17 protein-coding genes and 2 tRNA genes are annotated in these 17357 nt (G+C 60.2%); 11 read left to right on the top strand and 8 right to left on the bottom strand.

What is annotated here, in order from left to right; genetic code table 11:
* Positions 1-40: 40 nt before the first annotated feature.
* Positions 41-667, bottom strand: a complete 627-nt coding sequence (locus Q5H89_RS14215) for a WbqC family protein (protein ID WP_305019998.1) — start codon at positions 665-667, stop codon at positions 41-43.
* Between the two features lie 72 nt (positions 668-739).
* Here Q5H89_RS14215 and Q5H89_RS14220 point away from each other — a divergent pair, with 72 nt between their 5' ends.
* Genes Q5H89_RS14220 through Q5H89_RS14230 form a run of 3 tightly spaced genes read left to right on the top strand, consistent with a single transcriptional unit; the run spans position 740 to position 3103 of the window.
* A complete protein-coding gene (locus tag Q5H89_RS14220) occupies positions 740-1309 on the top strand; it encodes a DUF6891 domain-containing protein (RefSeq protein WP_305019999.1) in 570 nt (189 codons plus the stop codon).
* Positions 1310-1319: 10 nt separating this feature from the next.
* Positions 1320-2186 (top strand): hypothetical protein, encoded by an 867-nt coding sequence (locus tag Q5H89_RS14225; protein ID WP_305020000.1) that lies wholly within the window; start codon positions 1320-1322, stop codon positions 2184-2186.
* Entirely contained in the window at positions 2183-3103 is a 921-nt protein-coding gene (locus Q5H89_RS14230) for a lysophospholipid acyltransferase family protein (protein ID WP_305020001.1), read from the top strand. Before Q5H89_RS14225 ends, Q5H89_RS14230 begins: the two co-directional genes overlap by 4 nt.
* 68 nt (positions 3104-3171) lie before the next feature.
* Here Q5H89_RS14230 and Q5H89_RS14235 read toward each other — a convergent pair whose 3' ends face one another.
* Entirely contained in the window at positions 3172-3804 is a 633-nt protein-coding gene (locus Q5H89_RS14235; RefSeq protein WP_208132680.1) for an L-threonylcarbamoyladenylate synthase, read from the bottom strand.
* Between the two features lie 200 nt (positions 3805-4004).
* Between Q5H89_RS14235 and mltG the strand changes: the two genes are divergently transcribed.
* From mltG to Q5H89_RS14265, 6 genes are all read left to right on the top strand, one after another.
* On the top strand, positions 4005-5108 hold the full coding sequence (mltG, locus tag Q5H89_RS14240; RefSeq protein WP_305020002.1) for an endolytic transglycosylase MltG: 1104 nt from the start codon (positions 4005-4007) through the stop codon (positions 5106-5108).
* Positions 5109-5249: 141 nt separating this feature from the next.
* A complete protein-coding gene (locus Q5H89_RS14245) occupies positions 5250-5738 on the top strand; it encodes an acyl-CoA thioesterase (protein WP_305020003.1) in 489 nt (162 codons plus the stop codon).
* Positions 5739-5894: 156 nt separating this feature from the next.
* Positions 5895-6854 carry a YihY/virulence factor BrkB family protein gene (locus Q5H89_RS14250; RefSeq protein WP_305020004.1) on the top strand — a complete coding sequence of 320 codons (960 nt, stop codon included), beginning with the start codon at positions 5895-5897 and terminating at the stop codon, positions 6852-6854.
* 123 nt (positions 6855-6977) lie between these two features.
* Positions 6978-7064 (top strand) — tRNA-Ser (locus Q5H89_RS14255).
* Between the two features lie 76 nt (positions 7065-7140).
* A tRNA-Ser gene (locus Q5H89_RS14260) sits at positions 7141-7225 on the top strand.
* 501 nt (positions 7226-7726) lie between these two features.
* Positions 7727-8413: a RibD family protein gene (locus Q5H89_RS14265; protein WP_305020005.1), complete on the top strand. Its 687-nt coding sequence runs from the start codon at positions 7727-7729 to the stop codon at positions 8411-8413.
* Between the two features lie 110 nt (positions 8414-8523).
* Here the strand turns inward: Q5H89_RS14265 and Q5H89_RS14270 are convergent, their stop codons facing one another.
* The gene (locus Q5H89_RS14270; protein ID WP_305020006.1) at positions 8524-8934 is read right to left on the bottom strand and encodes a cupin domain-containing protein; all 411 of its coding nucleotides are present in this window, start codon (positions 8932-8934) and stop codon (positions 8524-8526) included.
* A 317-nt stretch (positions 8935-9251) separates the two neighbouring features.
* Here Q5H89_RS14270 and lepB point away from each other — a divergent pair, with 317 nt between their 5' ends.
* Positions 9252-10406, top strand: a complete 1155-nt coding sequence (gene lepB, locus Q5H89_RS14275; RefSeq protein WP_305020007.1) for a signal peptidase I — start codon at positions 9252-9254, stop codon at positions 10404-10406.
* Between the two features lie 89 nt (positions 10407-10495).
* Here the strand turns inward: lepB and Q5H89_RS14280 are convergent, their stop codons facing one another.
* Entirely contained in the window at positions 10496-12667 is a 2172-nt protein-coding gene (locus Q5H89_RS14280) for a S9 family peptidase (RefSeq protein WP_305020008.1), read from the bottom strand.
* Between the two features lie 237 nt (positions 12668-12904).
* On the opposite strand from Q5H89_RS14280, the gene Q5H89_RS14285 reads away from it, so the two are divergent.
* Complete coding sequence (locus Q5H89_RS14285; protein ID WP_305020009.1) at positions 12905-13714, top strand: hypothetical protein; 810 nt, start codon at positions 12905-12907, stop codon at positions 13712-13714.
* A gap of 117 nt (positions 13715-13831) precedes the next feature.
* On the opposite strand, the gene trpS is transcribed toward Q5H89_RS14285, so the two are convergent.
* The 4 genes from trpS to Q5H89_RS14305 all read right to left on the bottom strand — a co-directional run bounded on the left by trpS (position 13832) and on the right by Q5H89_RS14305 (position 17306).
* Positions 13832-14806: a tryptophan--tRNA ligase gene (gene trpS / locus Q5H89_RS14290; protein ID WP_305020010.1), complete on the bottom strand. Its 975-nt coding sequence runs from the start codon at positions 14804-14806 to the stop codon at positions 13832-13834.
* A gap of 9 nt (positions 14807-14815) precedes the next feature.
* Positions 14816-15442 carry a hypothetical protein gene (locus Q5H89_RS14295; RefSeq protein ID WP_305020011.1) on the bottom strand — a complete coding sequence of 209 codons (627 nt, stop codon included), beginning with the start codon at positions 15440-15442 and terminating at the stop codon, positions 14816-14818.
* A 71-nt stretch (positions 15443-15513) separates the two neighbouring features.
* On the bottom strand, positions 15514-16275 hold the full coding sequence (locus Q5H89_RS14300) for a queuosine precursor transporter (protein ID WP_305020012.1): 762 nt from the start codon (positions 16273-16275) through the stop codon (positions 15514-15516).
* Between the two features lie 113 nt (positions 16276-16388).
* Positions 16389-17306 carry a ribonuclease Z gene (locus Q5H89_RS14305; protein WP_305020013.1) on the bottom strand — a complete coding sequence of 306 codons (918 nt, stop codon included), beginning with the start codon at positions 17304-17306 and terminating at the stop codon, positions 16389-16391.
* Between the last annotated feature and the right edge of the window lie 51 nt (positions 17307-17357).

A 17357-nucleotide genomic window follows, 5' to 3' on the forward strand; every position in this document is an offset into this window, starting at 1 on the left:
GCGAAGGTTCGGACAAATTAAAATTGGCTAAGCGCCTGTCCTATAAAAACTGTCCGGCGGCCGGCCCTTGCATAAACAACAAATCCAACACGCTTAGCCCTGGTACAAATGCGATACCAAAAACCTGCGAATACGGTCGTTGCGACGGACTGTCAGGTCCGGCCCCGGCTAGGGCATTTTTGGGTGTCAGGAAGTCGCGCCGGTCGAGTAGAGTAGGAGGCAGGCTAGCCGGCGCCAGATACTCTGTAGTAGATTCGGTGGGCAGTGGCCAGCGCAGGCAGCGCAGTAGCAACTGCAAAAAAGTTAGATTTAATTCCCAGAGCCTGGCGGGCTTCTGGGTGTAAATATCCTGCAAATAATCAGCGTAGTACCCAAAATACGGCGAGGCGCCGTAGGCGGTTTGCAGGGTGCGAAAATGGCGGTGCATCCAGTTCTGGCGGTAGTCGATTTCAATCTCGCTGGTGCGGATTTTCTCGGAGCGCGCGCCATCCACTACCGGCACCGTGAGGGGCTGCGGGCCCTGCGCCGTGAGGATGAGCGCCCGGTTGCGGTAGGTCTGCTTGTGGTAGTGCTCGTGGGCGTCGAGCAAGAGCTTTTCGGCCCCTAGTACTTGCTGGAAATAGGGAATCGAGGGCAGGTAGTGCAACTCGGTAAGGACAACGGACATGGCCGCAAGGTAGCGGCAGTACGTTACTTTGTAGCCTCAGCCGCGGTAGTAGCTGAGTGCTTGATAGCCTATATGGACGACGTAACAGAAGATTATGCTGCTGCCATTCACGTCTGGGTTTGGTCGGGCTTTTACTCAGTCTCCGAAGTAGCTGATATGCTAGCTGAGCAATTGAAAGACGAAGCGGAGGAAGTCGACGAATTGCTGCTGAAGAGTTTGATAGCTCGGGAGTTTGCTACTAAGCAGCGAGCCGAAGCTACCTGGCCTGCCCCAACAGATTGTGACCGACTCGCCCAAGCCTTTGCTACTTTAGAGCGGCTGGGTATCATTTGCTTGCAAAATGCCGGGTATACAATGTCCGACGGCTTGGATAGCGTAGACGAAGTATTGGCCAAATACCCGTCGGAGCTAACAAAAGGTTATTGCTTTTATCATGGCCAAGACTTGGAGCGGGCCGTGAATGGCATGGGGCTGTGGCTAGCCTTCAGTAGCCTTGATAATGAAGCGGATACCAAGAGGGTGATAGGCCAGCAAGTGCAGGATACTATGCAGAAAGTTGGTTTAGTTGTTGAATGGAACGGCGACCCGGAGTCACGGATTCAACTGCCACAAATTGACTGGCAGCGCCGATATGCAATGTAAACTAGTAAGAATGAAAAATTTGCTTTTTCCGCTGTTTTTTGCAGTAACCACCGCCCAGGCCGGCCCGCCGCAACTCATTTTGCAAGTGGCCAAATTCCGCAACCTCGACCAGGTGCAGAAGGGTGGCGAGGTGGAGATTTCCGTGACGGTGCCCACCCAGCCGCTCACCTACCGGCAGCGGGCGCCCCGCTCGTTTCAGTCGTCGGCGGTGGTCGATTTAGATATTCTGAAAGCCGATGGCACAGCGGCCTGGCACGAAACCGTGACGCTGAAGCCGCCCGTGCTCAGCGATACCACCATTGCCATCAAAAACCCACTTAGCTTCCTCAAGCGCGTGGCCCTGCCCGATGGCACTTACACGCTGCGCGGCCGCATCCGCGACCAGTACAAGAGTGCCAACGGCGAAACTACTGTGGAGCAGCCCCTGGTGCTGGCGGCCCCCACCGGGCCGGCGTTCAGCGATTTAGTATTTCTGGCCAAGCCCGCGGCCAAGGCCAGCGCCGAAAGCGTCTTCAACCGTGGGGGCTACCTGCTCACGCGGGCGGCGGGCGGCTACTACGGCCGGGGTGCCGATAACGTCTTCTTCTACACCGAGTTGAATGCGGTGCCCGCCGGCCGCTCGGTGCGCCTGCACTACCACCTGGCCGCCGACGATGGCACCGCCGCCGATGCCGACGCGCCGCTCGTGACCACCCAGGGCGGCCGGCCCACGCCCATTGTGGGCCAGCTGCCGCTGGGCCCTATTCCGGCCGGGCATTTTACGCTTACCATTGAGGCCCGCGACGCGGCCACCAAAAAAGTAGTAGCCACCCAGCGCCAAACCGGCGAGCGTAGCCTCACCGACTATGCCCCCGCCGGGGCCGCCGTGCCCCGATGAGCCAGCCCGCTGCCCTGCCCTGGTACTACCGCCTGCTTACGGCCCTGCTGCTGGGGCTAGCCCACCTGCCTCTCACGGTACTGCACGGCTTTGCCCGGCTCATCTACTGGCTGCTGGCCTACGTGGTGCACTACCGCGAAAAAGTGGTGCTCGATAACCTGCGCCACGCTTTCCCGGCTAAGACGGAGGCCGAAATACGCCGCATTACCCGGCAGTTTTACTGGCACTTCGCGCAGGTAATGGTCGAGATTCTGAAGCTGGCCAGCATCAGCGCCGAGGAACTGAAGCGCCGTATGCGCTTCAGCAACCCCGAAGTGCTCGGTGCCCCCCTGGCCGCTGGCCGGCAGGTGCTGGTGCTGGGCTCGCACATGGGCAACTGGGAGTGGATACTCGGCGGCGCGGCCCTGCTATTTCCGGGGCAGATAACGGGCGTGTATAAGCTGCTGAACAATAAGTTTTTCGAGCAGTTTACGCTGCGCCTGCGCACCCGGCTAGGGGCGGGCGCGGTGCCTATGCTCGGCACGTTCCGGCACTTGGTGCGCTACCGGGGCCAGGGCCAGGAGCTGAGCCTGCTCATCGACCAGGCGGCCGGCCCCGACGACCGCCCGTACTGGACTGACTTTCTCAACCGCGAAGCCGGCTTTTACACCAGCGCCGACCGGCTGGCCGTGCAGTTCGACTGCGACGTGCTGTACGTGGGCGTTCGGCGGGTGCGGCGCGGCTACTACGAGGCGCGCTTTGTGCAGCTGCCGCAGGGCGAGGAAATCAGCGCGGGTGCCAAGTCGCTGGATGCGCTGGAGCGCTTCCCAGCCACCGAGGCCTTTGTGCGCCAACTGGAGGCCGATATTCGCGCCTATCCCGAGCAGTACCTCTGGACGCACCGCCGCTGGAAACACACGCGCCCGGCGCACCAGTAGGCTGAAACGCGAAACGGCCGGCTGCGAATGCTCGCAGCCGGCCGTTTCGCGTTTGCCAGGGAGCTTTTTTACAAAAACTGCTCAATATCGCCCAAGCCCTGGCGCACCAGCTCGAAGTCATCGTTGGTGCAATCCACGATGGTGCTGGGCTCGTTGCCACCGAAGCCGCCGTCGATGACGAGGTCGACGAGCGAGCGGTATTTTTCAAAAATCAGGTCGGGGTCGGTCACGTATTCTTCCAGCGTCTCCTCGCTTTCGCGCACCGAGGTGCTCACGATGGGCGTGCCGAATTCCTTCACAATCTGGCGCACAATCTGGTTATCGGGCACCCGGATGCCCACCGTGCTGCGCTTCACGCCGCCGTAGCGCGGGGCGTTGGGGCTAGCCTCGAAAATGAACGTAAACGGACCCGGCAGCGCCTTTTTAATCACCTTAAACACCGGCGTAGTGATGCCGTGCGCGTAATCGCTGATGTGCGACAAATCGTGGCAGATAAAGCTCAGATTAGCTTTTTCGGGCTTCAAGCCTTTGATGCGGCACAGCTTCTCAACCGCTTTCGCGTTGTTGATATCGCAGCCAATGCCATAAACCGTATCGGTGGGGTAAATAATAAGCCCGCCTTTGCGCAGCACTTCTACTACTTGCAGAATGCGGTTTTGGGGCGGGTTATCAGGATGGATGCGGAGCAGGGTAGCGGCCATAGGGCAGAAAAAGGGATAATGAATAACGATGGGCCAGTGGGGGCGGCCCGTTGGGGCGGGAAAGGTACTACGGCCGGCGGTTTTGGGCGGCTGGCCGGCTTTCGGTTGGGGGTTATAAGCAAAAGCGCCGCCAGTTGTTTAGGCCGGCCGCGTTGGTAGGGCAGGGCGGAGTTAATTTTGAAGTCCTTATTCCCTGCTCCATGTCTGAACCTGTCAAAAAGTCCGCTATCGAGTACCGGGCTGATTCCATCAAGCGCCGCAACCGCTTTGCCACCGTGAGCGTGATTATCGGCCTGCTGCTGGTATGCTTCTCGTATTATTTCTTCCAGATTTTCTACACCACCAACATCGACACCCGCGACAAGCCCGCGTTTGCCTACATCCACCGGGGCGACGACTGGCAGAAGGCTCTGGTAGCGGTAGAAAACGTGCGGGCCGAGGGCGAAAAAGTGGTGATTGACCCGCTCTCGCTGCACTTCGTAGGCAAGCTCATGGGCTACAACAAGCCCGGCGCCGTGAAGCCCGGCCGCTACGAGCTAAAAACCGGCATGACCAATCGCCAGGTAATCAACCTGCTGAAGTCGGGCCGCCAAACGCCGCTCAAGCTCACCTTCACCAACGTGCGCCTGCGCCGCGAGCTGGCCACCAAGCTCAGCAAGCAAATCGACGCCAAGCCCCGGCAGATTGATTCGCTGCTCAGCAGCCCTAGCTACACCAAGAGCCTGGGCTTCGACACCACTACGGTACTCTCGATGTTCATCCCCAACACTTACGAGCTGTACTGGAATACTTCGGCCCAGAACCTCATGCAGCGCATGAAAACCGAGTATGAGAAATTCTGGACGCCCGAGCGCGACGAAGCCCGCCAGAAGCTAGGCCTGACCCGCGTGCAAGTGAGTACCCTAGCCAGTATTGTGGAGGCCGAGCAGCAGCAGCACGCCGACGAGCGCCCCCGCATTGCCGGGGTGTACCTCAACCGCCTCAAGCGCGGCATGAAGCTGCAAGCCGACCCCACCGTAGTATTCGCCAACGGCGACTTCGGCATCAAGCGCGTGCTCAACGTGCACCTGCAAAAAGATTCGCCCTACAACACCTATAAGTACGCTGGCCTGCCGCCCGGCCCCATCGACCTGCCTAGCATCGCCAGCCTCAACGCCGTGCTGCACCCCGAGCAAAACGATTACCTCTACTTCTGTGCCAAGGACGATTTCAGCGGCTACCACGCCTTCGCCGCCACCCAGGCCCAGCACCTCGTGAATGCCCGCCGCTACCAGGCGGCGCTCACGCGGGCGGGCATTCGCTAGGACCTGTTCTTCGTGTTCCTCACGTCTGTCATGCTGACGAAGGAAGCATCTTGTCAGGGTAGAGCAGCTGCCTGGCAAACCTGATAAGATGCTTCCTTCGTCAGCATGACAGACGTTTTATAACGTCATTTATAAGTTCTTATGTACCAATCCGATATTCAAATCCGCGTGCGCTACGCCGAAACCGACCAGATGGGCTACGTCTATCACGGCAACTACGCGGCGTATTTTGAGGTAGCCCGCACCGAATCGTTTCGGGAGCTGGGCATTCGCTACAAAGACCTGGAAGGGCAGGGGGTAGGCATGCCGGTGGGCGAGCTGCACACCCGCTTCCGCCGCCCCGCCCGCTACGACGACCTGCTCACCATTCGCGTGCTGCTGCGCGAACTGGCCGAAGGCTCGCGGGTGAAATTCGAGTACGAAATTCGCAACGAGGCCGGCGAGCTGCTCACCGAAGGCTACACCCTCATGGTATTTGTGAGCACCGCCACCGGCCGCCCCGTGCCCATCCCCGACAGCGTGCGCCAGAAGCTAGCCCCGTATTTCGCCGAAGGTGAGGGCGACAGTCCGCTAGGCCCCGGCCGCGCCACGCCCGGCGAGGCGCCCGCCCCGGCCGCGTTTGGTAAGTGAAACTAGGAACGAACAAGAAAACTAGAACGTCATGCTGAACGAAGTGAAGCATCTCGCTCAAATCGGTAGATTAGCAACCCTAGCGGAGCGAGTGAGATGCTTCACTTCGTTCAGCATGACGTTCTTTAGTACTGCTTTAGTCTTCAGCCTCATTTAATGCTCGCTCCTCCCGCCCGCCGCCGCGCTATGCTGCCCGATGTGCGCCGCCACCGCGCCTACCGCACGCTTATGGCGTGGGGCAAGCGCCAGCGCATGCGCGGGGGCCGCATCTCGGTATATGAGGTGGGCGAGCGCGTGCTGCACGAGCTGCGCCTCGACTCGCTCGAAAAGCGCGCCGCCTACATGGCCTTCAACCTCACGCTGGCCCTGTTTCCGACCATTATTTTCCTGTTCACGCTCATCCCGTACATCCCGGTGCCCAATCTGGACGTGGACATTCTCCAGTTCCTGGCCGACATCATGCCCCACGAGCTGTACTCGGCCACGGCGGGCACCATCGAGGACATTGTGCGCATTCCGCACGGCGGCCTGCTCTCCTTCGGGTTTGTATCGGCCCTGGTGCTGTCCAGCAACGGCATTATGGCCCTGCTCGATGCGTTTGAGAAAAAATACCCCTGGTTTAAGCACCGCGGCTACTTGCATAAGCGTCTGATAGCCACCGGCCTCACCTTTGCGCTAGCCCTCATTTTGGTGATTGCCATCGCGGGCATCTTCTTCGGCACCTTCATCATCGATGGGCTGGTGTTCTACGAAATCGTGCCCGAAAGCTCCACCGAATTCATGATTCTGGTGCTGCGCTACGGCTCGCTCATCGGCCTGTTTCTCACCACTACCTGCGTTATCTATTACTTCGTGCCGCCGGTGCACGACAAGTGGCCCTTCATTTCGACCGGGGCCCTGGTGGCCACGCTGCTCATCTTCCTGGTGTCGTTTCTGTTCACGCTCTACGTGCGCATCTTCAACTCCTACAACCACTTCTACGGCTCCATCGGGGCGCTGGTGGGCTTCATGGTGTGGCTGGAGTTTGTGTGCATGACGCTCATTATCGGCTTCGAAGTCAACGTGAGCATCGACGCCGTAACGGGCCGGCTGGAGGTAATGCCCAAGCAAGCCTGAAAAAAAATGAGGAATTGATAGTGAGGCACCTAGCAGAAAAATCAAGAAAATTCGGCGCCGGCTCTTCCGCATTCCCATTTTCTGCCTAATTTTGCAGCCCCAACCACTCAATTTGGGACCTTTAGAGAGGTGGCAGAGTGGTCGAATGCGACGGATTCGAAATCCGTTATACCTGCAAGGGTATCGGGGGTTCGAATCCCCCCCTCTCTGCGAAATGGTGAAATAGTGCCTTGGTGAAGTGGCTTCCACTCTTCGCCAAGTTGCCGTTTTACCATTTTATTTTTCTAGAGAAGTGGCAGAGTGGTCGATTGCGGCGGTCTTGAAAACCGCTGACTGTAACAGGTCCGGGGGTTCGAATCCCTCCTTCTCTGCGAAAGCCCCTAGCGTTGCGCTAGGGGCTTTTTTTTGTTTCAGCAGGGCGGCCTGGTCCGCAGATTCAGAAGCCAAATCAAGCCGCTGAGTGCAGTGCCGGCGGGGTAGGAGCGGGGCGGCTCATCTGGCGACGGCGCGGACCTGCCGGGCCGGGCAGTGGGTAGCAATGACAGGAAATAATTCAGCGACAGATGGTTGCGCAGGTTGTCTATACGTTGTTCACGTTTCTACTTAGATAAAAACCTTTTCGCGGCGGATTATTGACCAAATATTTCGCTAGCTGGGTTTCTTTATGCCGGCTGCCGTGCCCCTGGCTTAGGCCCAAGCTACCGGCGGGGTGGGCATTGGCACCACCACGCCCCGCATCGGCTGCTTGCAATTTTCGGGCGAATGGCTACGCCTTGCCTGCCGGGCACCGGGGCCTGGCCGGCCGCTGGCAACGGCCTGGCGCCCGGCCCGTACCTGGCAGCTAGCCGCTTATTTTTTGCGCTTTCTCCCCTATGAAACCCCACGTTATCTGCCACATGGTGGCTTCGCTCGACGGCCGCATTATTACCAGCCGCTGGGGCGCCGCGCCCACTACCAAAGCTTACGAAACCACCGCCGCCACCTTCGATGCGCAGGCCTGGCTCTGCGGCCGCGTGACGATGGAAAAGGACTTTACCGATGGCCTGGCGCCCGACCTGCGGCCCGGCACTGCCCCGCCCGACCGCCACGATTTCGTGGCCGATAAGGAGGCTACTTCCTTTGCCGTTGCCATCGATGCGCACGGCAAGCTGGGCTGGGAGGCGGGCCACATCGACGCCGACCACCTTATCAGCGTGCTGACCGAGCAGGCCAGCGACGAGTATCTGGCCTACCTGCGCCGGCAGGGCGTGTCGTACATTTTTGGCGGCACGAAAGAGTTGGATTTCAAGCTGGTGCTTGACAAGCTCAGCCAGTTATTTCCCATCAAAACCATTCTGCTCGAAGGCGGCGGCCACGTCAACGGCTCGCTGCTCAAGGCGGGCCTGGTCGATGAACTGAGCTTGTTGCACTACCCCGTTATCGACGGGGCGGCCAGCTCGGCGGCCGTTTTTGAGCTTGGCAAGCAGCCCGGCCCGCCCGCCAAGCTGCGCCTGAAGCACGTAGAGCAACTGCCCGACGGCCTGGTGTGGCTGCGCTACGATGTGCTGGGCCACCACTAGGGCAGCACGCGCCGGTGCGCAGCCGTGGCTAGGCCGCTGCTGCGCACCGGCGCGTGCCAGGGTAGGTTTACGAAGGTGAATAGGGCTGACAAGGCTTACGTAATAGCTATTTACTGCGCCGCTGCCTGGTATTCGGCATCAGTCACGGGCGCTAGCCACACGGGCGCGCCCTGGCTGGCGCTGGGGTTGATGGCCAGGTGCGCAAACCAATCGGTGGCCGTGGCGCCGTGCCAGTGCACGACATCGGGGGCAATCACGACGGTGTCGCCGGCCCGCAGGCGGCGCGCGGGCTGGCCTTTTTCCTGGTAGTAGCCGGTGCCGGCCGTCACCACAAGCAGCTGGCCGTGCGGGTGCGCGTGCCAGTTGTTGCGGCAGCCGGGCTCAAATAGCACGTCGCCCACGGTGCAGTCGGTGGCGTTGCCAGCGGGGGCCAGCATTTTGACCCAGGCCGTGCCGGTGAAATACTGGGCTTGCGCCGGCTTAGCCTCGGCCGGGGCCACTTGGTTTGCTTGGTTGCTCATAGAAAATAGCGGTTTAGGGCTGCGGGGGGCAGCGTGCTGTATACGATACAAAGGTCTTCTGGCCGCGTTTTTTAAAAGAACAGGAAGCAAACCATTGCTTATAGAATTCAACTGGCAGCTTGGGCCCGGCGCTCGCTCGCTAGGCTAGTAGCCCGGCGGGCTAGCGGCTGGAACCGGCATTTCACCCAGGTTTGGTAGAACGCAGCAAGGTGCTAGTAGCCAAAGTCGGGCAGCCGGTAGCCGCTGCTTTTTGCGGGCGCGATACTACGAAGCGGTGCCAGGCCGTTGTAGGCTTACACCTTTTCACTCACGTACTTATGGCCTTCCTTACCAGCCGCCCCAGCACCCCTCCGAAGCCCAAAAGCCATGCGCGCCAGTGGCTCGACTCGCTCCTTTTTGCGGTGGTGGCCGCCTCGCTGCTGCGCTGGTCGGCGGTGGAGGCCTACGTTATTCCGTCGGAGAGCATGGAGCACTCGCTGCTGGTGGGCGATTATCTGTTTGTGAGCAAGCTGCACTACGGGCCCATTACGCCCCAAACGCCGCTGCAAGTGCCCCTCACGCACCAAACGCTGCCGGTGCTAGGCCTCAAGAGCTACTCCGACCTTATCCAGCTGCCTACGTACCGCTTCCCCGGCTTTAGCAGCGTGCGGCGCAACGATGTGGTGGTGTTTCACGTGCCCCACGAGCAGCAGCGCCCGGCCGACCTGCGCACCTTTCTCATCAAGCGCTGCATTGCCGTGGCGGGCGATACGCTCACTATTCGCCACGGCCAGGTGTTTCTCAATGGCCGGCCCGGCGCCATTGGGGGCCAGCCCCAAACCACCTACTTTATGGAGGTGCCCGCCCCCAACGATGAGGTGCGCCAGGCCCTGCGCGAGCAGGGAGTGGCCGACTACACCCAGCCCGACGGCCTGCCAGCCGTGGGTGCCAGCGCCGCCACCGGCAAGCTGGGCTACGTCATTAGCTGCCCGGCTAGCGTGGCCGCGTACTTCCGGCGGCAGCCCTACGTGAAGGGCCTCACCGTGGTGGTGCCGCCCGCGCAGCTCTTTCCCGACGTGGCCGATTTCGACGTGTCGGGCGCCCGCAGCGCGGTGCCGCGCCAGTGGCAGCTCGACGACTATGGCCCGCTGCCGGTGCCTGGCAAGGGCCAAACCATTGCCCTCACGCCGGCCAACGCCGCGATTTATTACAAAATAGTGAGCCAGTACGAGCGTAATAAAAATGTAACCTGGGACGCCAACACCGGCATGATTCTGCAAGATGGTAGGCCGCTCACGAGCTACACCATCAAGCAGAACTACTACTTCATGATGGGCGACAACCGCCACAATTCCGAAGACTCGCGCTTTTGGGGCTTTGTGCCCGAAGACCACATTGTGGGCAAGGCCGTGTTCGTGTGGCTCTCGCTCGACCCCTACGCCGACTGGCTGCACAAGGTGCGCTGGAGCCGGCTGTTTCAGCCCGTAAGCTAGGGGTCGTAAACAACTTAACGCCTAAAAAAGCCTCCTCTCCCGGCTGGGAAAGGAGGCTTTTTGCTAGCGCCTGGTAAGGCCAACCGGGGCTACCGGCCACCGGGGGGGCAGTTTTGCTGGAGGAACTTGGTGTAGATGCTGGCCAGGTGGCGGCTGGTACCCTCGCCCTCCGATATGCTGTGGGTGCGGTTGGGGTAGCTCATCAGCTGGAACGTTTTGTTGTACTTAATCAGCTCATTAATCATCTGCTCGGCGTTGTTGTAGTGCACGTTGTCGTCGCCGGTGCCGTGCACGAGCAGCAGGTTGCCGCGCAGGTTTTTGGCGTGGGCCAGGGGCGAGTTGTCCACGAAGAAGTGCCGGTCTTCGGGCAGCAGGCCCATGTAGCGCTCCTGGTAAATGTTGTCGTAGTTGAGCTGGTTATCGACGGCGGCTATGGAAATACCCGTTTTGTAGATTTTGGGGTACTGCATCAGCAGGCTGAGCGTGCTGGAGCCGCCGCCGCTCCAGCCCCACACCGCCACGCGGCTGGTGTCGATGTAGCTGTTTTTCAGCACCTCCGTGGCGCCCATTGCCTGGTCGCGGATGTTGAGCGCGCCGATGTTGTGGTAAATAGCCTTGCGAAACTCGCGGCCGCGCGGGGCGGGCGCGCCCCGGTTTTCGAGCGAGGCGTAGATGTAGCCGTCATCGGCCATGTTGCCGTGGTAGAGGCGGTTGGCGCCGGTGCCGAAGCGGTCGGTCACGGTCTGGCTGGCCGGCTCGCCGTACACGTAGAACACGATGGGGTATTTCTTGCCAGGGTCGAAGTTGGTGGGCTTCACCATCCAGCCGTCGAGGGTCACGCCATCGGCCGTTTTCACTTGGAAAAACTCCGTTTTGGGCAGCTTCATAGCTTTGGCCTGCTCCGAAACCTCGCCGCCGCTCAGGCGCTGGTGGGCGGGCAGGCTCACCACATCGGCCACCGGGAAAGTGCTGGTGTTGGAGAAGGTGTGCAGCGCCAGCTTGCCATTGGGCGAGATGTCGTAGCTGTTCGAGCCGGTGAGGGCGGCCGGGGTTACGCGCTCGGCCTTGCCCCCTTTCAGCGGCACTTTATACAGGTACGTCTGGGTGGCGTTGGCCGGCGAGGCCATGAAGTAGATGGTACCCGTGGGCTCGCTGATGGTTTCGAGGCTGATAACGTCGTAGTTGCCTGGCGTGAGGAGCTGCTCCTTGCCACTGCGGTCGATGGCGTAGAGGTGGCGCCAGCCGTCCTTCTCGCTAGCCCACACAAAGCGCTTGCCGCCCTCAATCCAGTTCCAGCCCACGGCGCCATCTTTGGCATCAACCCAGGCCTTGTCGGTTTCGGTGGCTAGCTGCCGGGCCGCGCCGCTGGCCGCGTTCACCAGGATAATGTTGCTCTGGTTCTGGCGGCGGTTGAGCTGCTGCACAATCAACTCCTGGGGGCCGGCCCACTCCATGCGCGGCAGGTAGTGCTGCACGGCATCGCCGGGAATGTCCATCCACTTGGTGGCGCCGCCGGCCACCGCCACCACCCCAATGCGGGCGCGGCTAGGGTCTTCGCCCACCACCGGGTACTCTACGGGCACGGTGTAGGGGTAGAGCTGGGCGGTAGTGTTCAGCATCAGATAGTTGCGCGTCTTGGTAGCGTCGAGCTGCCAGTAGGCGAGGCTCTGGCCATCGGGCGCCCACCGGAAGCCGTCGCGGCAGTCCAGCTCCTCCTCATACACCCAGTCGAAGGTGCCGTTGATGAGCCGGTCGGTGCCATCCTGCGTGAGCTGCGTGATGCGGTGGTCGGCCAGGTTTTCCACAAACAGGTTGTGCTCGCTCACGTAGGCCACTTTTCTGCCATCGGGCGAGAACTTGGCAAACATCAGCGACGACTCGGGCCGGCCCTTGCCCAGCTGGGTTAATTGCTTGCTGGCCAGGTCATACACCCAGTAGTCGCCGCGCGTGTCGTAGCGCCACACTTTCTTGGTATTCGTGTTGAGCAGCACCTGCTTGCCATCATCGGAAAGCGAAAAGCGCCGCACCTTCAGCGGGGCCGTGGCGCCGGCGGGCGTAAGCTGCTGCGCGCTGAGAATAGTGAGCGACTGGCCGGGCTTGCGGGCGTCGAGCTGCACAATGGCGTCCTTCTCAGTTTTGAGGTAGCCGTAGCCATCTTTGGTCCACTGCGTGCCGGGGCCAAACTGCGCCCACGTGGTAGTGGTGCCGCCTAGCAGCAGGGCTAGTGCCACGCCCGCCTGGCGGGCTGTGTGCTGTATCATGTTTTGGGAAATCAAGGAATGAAAGGCTGAAATTACGGCGGCGGCCTAGTTGCGCGGGTATTCAGCGCCGCTCGGGCATGTAAAGACACCGCCTTGCCCGAAAGGCGGCTTGGCGGCTGGCTTTTTACGCCGCTGCCAGGCCCGCCGGGGCTAAAAACCAGGCGGGGGGCAGCCTGCGTACCTGCACAGTAGCGTAGCTTGCTGCCCGATTGTCTTCCCGCCGTTATCCACTTGTCTATGGCTAAATCTGCCGCTGCTTCGGCTGCCTCTCCCGCCCCGGCTGGCCCGCCCGCCGCCCGCAAAAAAACGGTTCGCCCCAAGAAAGTGCCCGCCGCCCCGCTCGTGGAGCCCACCGAGGTGCCCGATGCGCTGCCGCCCGACCGCCTGCACCTCATTGCCGAAGGCCTGCGCGAAAAGTCCAGCGCCAAGCAGGCTATTTTCCGGGCTACCCAGGCGGCGTTCACGCTCTTGCGCCAGGTGTCGCAGCAGCTGTGCCTGGAGCTAACCCAGAAAGTAACCACCGATGCCGACGCCAGCGTACGCATCGAGTGCCTACCCGTCAACGAGATGGAGTTTCACATTCGCTTCTCGGGCGATTTGCTGGTGTTCGTGATGCACTCCAACATCGTCACGTTTCCCGACAGCTTTGAGCCGCTGAATACGCCCTACGTCGAAGCCGATTTTCGGCGGCGCTTCTTCGGCCACATCATGGCCTACAACTTTATGGCCGACAGCATTCGCTACCAGCGCCTCAACGACCCCGGCTACCTGCTGGGCCGCCTGCTCATCAACATCGACAGCCACTATTTTCTCGAAGGCGTGCAGCAGCTCGAGCTGCCCGACCCCGACATGAGCCGCAGCACCGTCACGGCCGAGTCGCTGCGCCTGTTCGTGGAAAGCGCCATGATTGCGGCCGTCAACAACGACCTCATCGCCCCGCCGCTGCCCGAGATTCAGCGCATCAGCGTCAAGCAAAAGCTCGAAAATCAGCAGGTAAGTCGCGGCAGCAAAGTAGGCTTCAACTTTACCAATCAGCAGCAGTTCTAGTCGTCTGTCATTGCGAGCGCAACTAAGTGAAGCGCGGCAATCTTTCCTGCACGCTAGCGTAGTAGCCCAACGAAAAGGAAGGATTGCCGCGCTTCGCTCGCAATGACAGATGGGGAGCTAGCTACCGTAGCCTACCCGTTGGCGCACCTTGGCCAGCACGCCCGCGCCGTATTCCTGCGCGCGCTGGGCGCCGAGGGCTAGCTGCGCGTCAATTTCCGGCAGGTTATTCATGTAGAAGCTAAAGCGCTCGCGCTCGGTGGCGAAGCGTTGCAAAATCAGCTCGTACAGCGCCTGCTTGGCGTGGCCATAGCCGTAGCCACCGGCCTCGTAGCGCTGGCGCAGGGCGGCCGTGTCGGCGGGGCTAGCCAGCAGCGAGTAGAGCTTGAAGGTGGTGTCGGTATCGGGGTTCTTAGGCGCTTCGAGCGGCGTGCTGTCCGAGATGATGCTGCGCACGGTTTTAAGCAGCTCCTTCTCGGGTGCAAACACGTCGATGATGTTGCCGTAGCTCTTGCTCATCTTCTGGCCGTCGAGGCCGGGAACGGTCATTAATTCGGCATCCACGCGGGCCTGGGGCTCCACGAGGGTATCGCCGTAGCGATTGTTGAAGGCCTTGGCAATGTCGCGGGCTATTTCGAGGTGCTGAATCTGGTCTTTGCCCACGGGCACCACCCCGGCGTCGTAGAGCAAAATATCGGCCGCCATCAGCACCGGGTAGGTGAAAAGGCCGGCGTTCACGTCCGACAGCTTATCGCTCTTGTCCTTGAAGCTGTGCGCGTTGGCCAGCATGGGGTAGGGCGTAAAGCACGACAGGTACCACGTCAGCTCGGTTACCTGCGGCACGTCGGATTGCCGGTAGAACAGGTTTTTCTCGGTGTCGAAGCCGCAGGCCAGCCACGCGGCGGCTACGGCGTAGGTGTTGGCACGCAGCACGCTAGGGTCGCGCACGGTGGTAAGCGAGTGCAAATCGGCAATGAAATACAGCGACTCGTTGGCCGGGTTTTTTGACAGCTCGATGGCGGGCAGGATGGCGCCGAGCAGGTTGCCCAGGTGCGGGCGGCCGGTGCTCTGGATGCCGGTGAGGATGCGGGACATTATGATAAATTAATTGCCAAATGGGTCTTCCACCGGGCGTTCTTTTATTTCTTTTACTGCTTTTTTGGGGGTTGCTTCTTTGCCTCTTAACTCAAGTGCCGGGAATGGCTGACCGGAATTAATAGCGTGGAAAAAAGCGATTAAATTTCGGTCGTTAATTCTATGGTCAGCCAGTAGCTTCTGTAAATCGGGGCGGTTAGCAGCGTAAGGAGTAATAGCCTCGTAAAACTTTTTACCTTGGTTAGTCCATACGTAACCAGGAACTGTCACCGCGTTTGGCATTCCTTCTTGCTTCAAAAGATACATGAAGTGGCTAGTGCCACCTCCGCTACCACCGCTGACAATGTACCCGTAGCGCATCAGGCAAATTCGTCCACTGTCGACTAATTCAACCAGCGTATTACCCATGACTTGGCTGCTAAAAGTAGAGAGAGCTTCGAAGCCACTAGTAGAAATATACCGTTGATTATTTGCGGTCTTAGCGTAATAAACTTCATCAGTTTTATACGTTATTTTCTTGCCTGATTTGTCTTTTACAGTGAGTGTCGACTTGTCGTATTTCAGGTCACCTGCATACACTTTCTGGGGATTATCCATCAAAATGTATGCGCCAGGTATAAACTGAGCATTACTCATTAATGGCGCTATACAGCAGAGAATTAGCAGTAGTCGGCTCAGCATGAGCAAGATGTTGACTAAGAAAAGGATTACACACTTTTATCCACCAGTGCCTCTTCTTGCAACTCTGCCGTTTCCTGTGGCCCGAGGTAGCGGTCGATGGCGTAATGCGCCAAGTAGAGTACGGGCGTAAGCACAATGGCCGCCGCAAACTTATACCAATAATTGAACCTGGCCACTGCCAGCACCTGCGTCATCGACCAGTTGCCGAACAGGTAGAATGCCACGTAGAGCACCACGAAGCTGTCGACGAGCTGCGAAATGAGCGTGGAGCCCGTGGCCCGCAGCCAGATAAAGCGGCTGCCCGTGACGCGCCGAAACAGCTGAAATACGCTGGCATCGAGCACCTGCCCAATTATAAACGCCGTGAGCGAACCGATAATAATGCCCAGCCCCTGCCGGAAAATGCTTTGGTAAGCAAACTCAATGTCGAACGGACGGCCTAGCGCGTCGGTCTTGTTGAGGTCGAGCCAGAAGTCGGCCGGTACCAGCCGGGTAGTACCCAGAATAACCAGGAAAGCGTACAAAATGAGCCCCACCGTGAGGAAGGTGATGCGCAGCACGCCCTTGCGCCCAAAGTACTCGTTGATAACGTCGGTAGAGATAAACACCACCGGCCACACCAGCACTCCCGCCGTGAGGTTGCCGCTGAGGCCAAAAGTCTTTTCAACCGAAAATATCTTGACGCCGATAATCTCGGCTAGCAGCGCGTTCACCAGGAAAATGCCGCTTAGCACTAAGTACAGCTGCTGTTTTTTGTGGGCGTAGGTAGCCATCTTGTCGTTTGTCATTGCGAGCGCAGCGCGGCAATCGCACCAGAACAAATTGTTAGCTGCGCTAATATGGTGCGAGCTATTGCATCGGGGCGATTGATTCGTTGCGCTCGCCACCGGCTAGCCAGCAGTTACACGCTCACCACGAGCCCTTCAGTGGCCAGCTCGGTCCAGGCAAAGACGGCCTGAGCCTCTTTCAGGTGCCAGGCCAGCTCTTTATAGCGCGACGAAAAGTGGCCGATGAGCAGGCGGTGAGCATCGGCGGCCTGGGCAATTTGGGCGGCCTGCCGGGCGGTACTATGAAACGTGGTGGCCGCCCGCTCGCGCAGGTCGTCCAGGAAAGTAGCCTCGTGGTAAAGTAAATCCACGCCGTGCACCAACTCGGCCAGCTCGGGCTGGTAGCGCGTATCGGAGCAGAAGGCGTAGCGGCGCGGCGCGGCGGCGGGCACCGATACCGCGGCGTGGGCCAGGGCGGGGCGGCCGGTAGCTTCGTCGGCGGGCAGGTCCTGGCCGCTGGCCAGCAGGCTAAGCTCGCTAGGGGTGAGGCCGGCGGGCAGGCGCTCCTTCACGAGCTTATCGCGGCGGGGCTGCTCCTCAAATAAGTAGCCGGCGCACGCAATGCGGTGGCGCATGGGCAGCGACCACACCCGCACCAGGGCATCCTCATACACCACGGCGTGGGCCTCGGTATCGACCGGAACAAAGGTGATATTATAACCCGGCTGCATCTGCGAGTGCTGGGCCTGAGTAGTAAGCACCAGTTCGAGGCCGGGCGGGCCTACTACCGTGAGGGGCTCCTGGCGGCCTTGCAGGTGCAGGGTGCTCAGCAGCCCAAATAGCCCGAAATAGTGGTCGCCGTGCAGGTGCGAGATAAAAATAACCCGGATGGAGCTGAGCCGGCGGCGGTGCTCCAGCAACCGCAGCTGTGTGCCCTCGCCGCAATCGATGAGGTAGCGGCCTTCGCCCACGGCCAGTAGCTGGGCGGTGGGGTGGCGGCCTACCATCGGGGTGGCCGAGCCGCTGCCCAGTATCTGAAGCTCAAATTGCATGACAAGCTGTTAGCGCCTAGCCGGTAGCCTGGGCCAGCGGCCGGAAAATGG

Origin of the sequence: Hymenobacter cheonanensis (assembly GCF_030581075.1) — a bacterium.
Lineage (GTDB): Bacteria > Bacteroidota > Bacteroidia > Cytophagales > Hymenobacteraceae > Hymenobacter.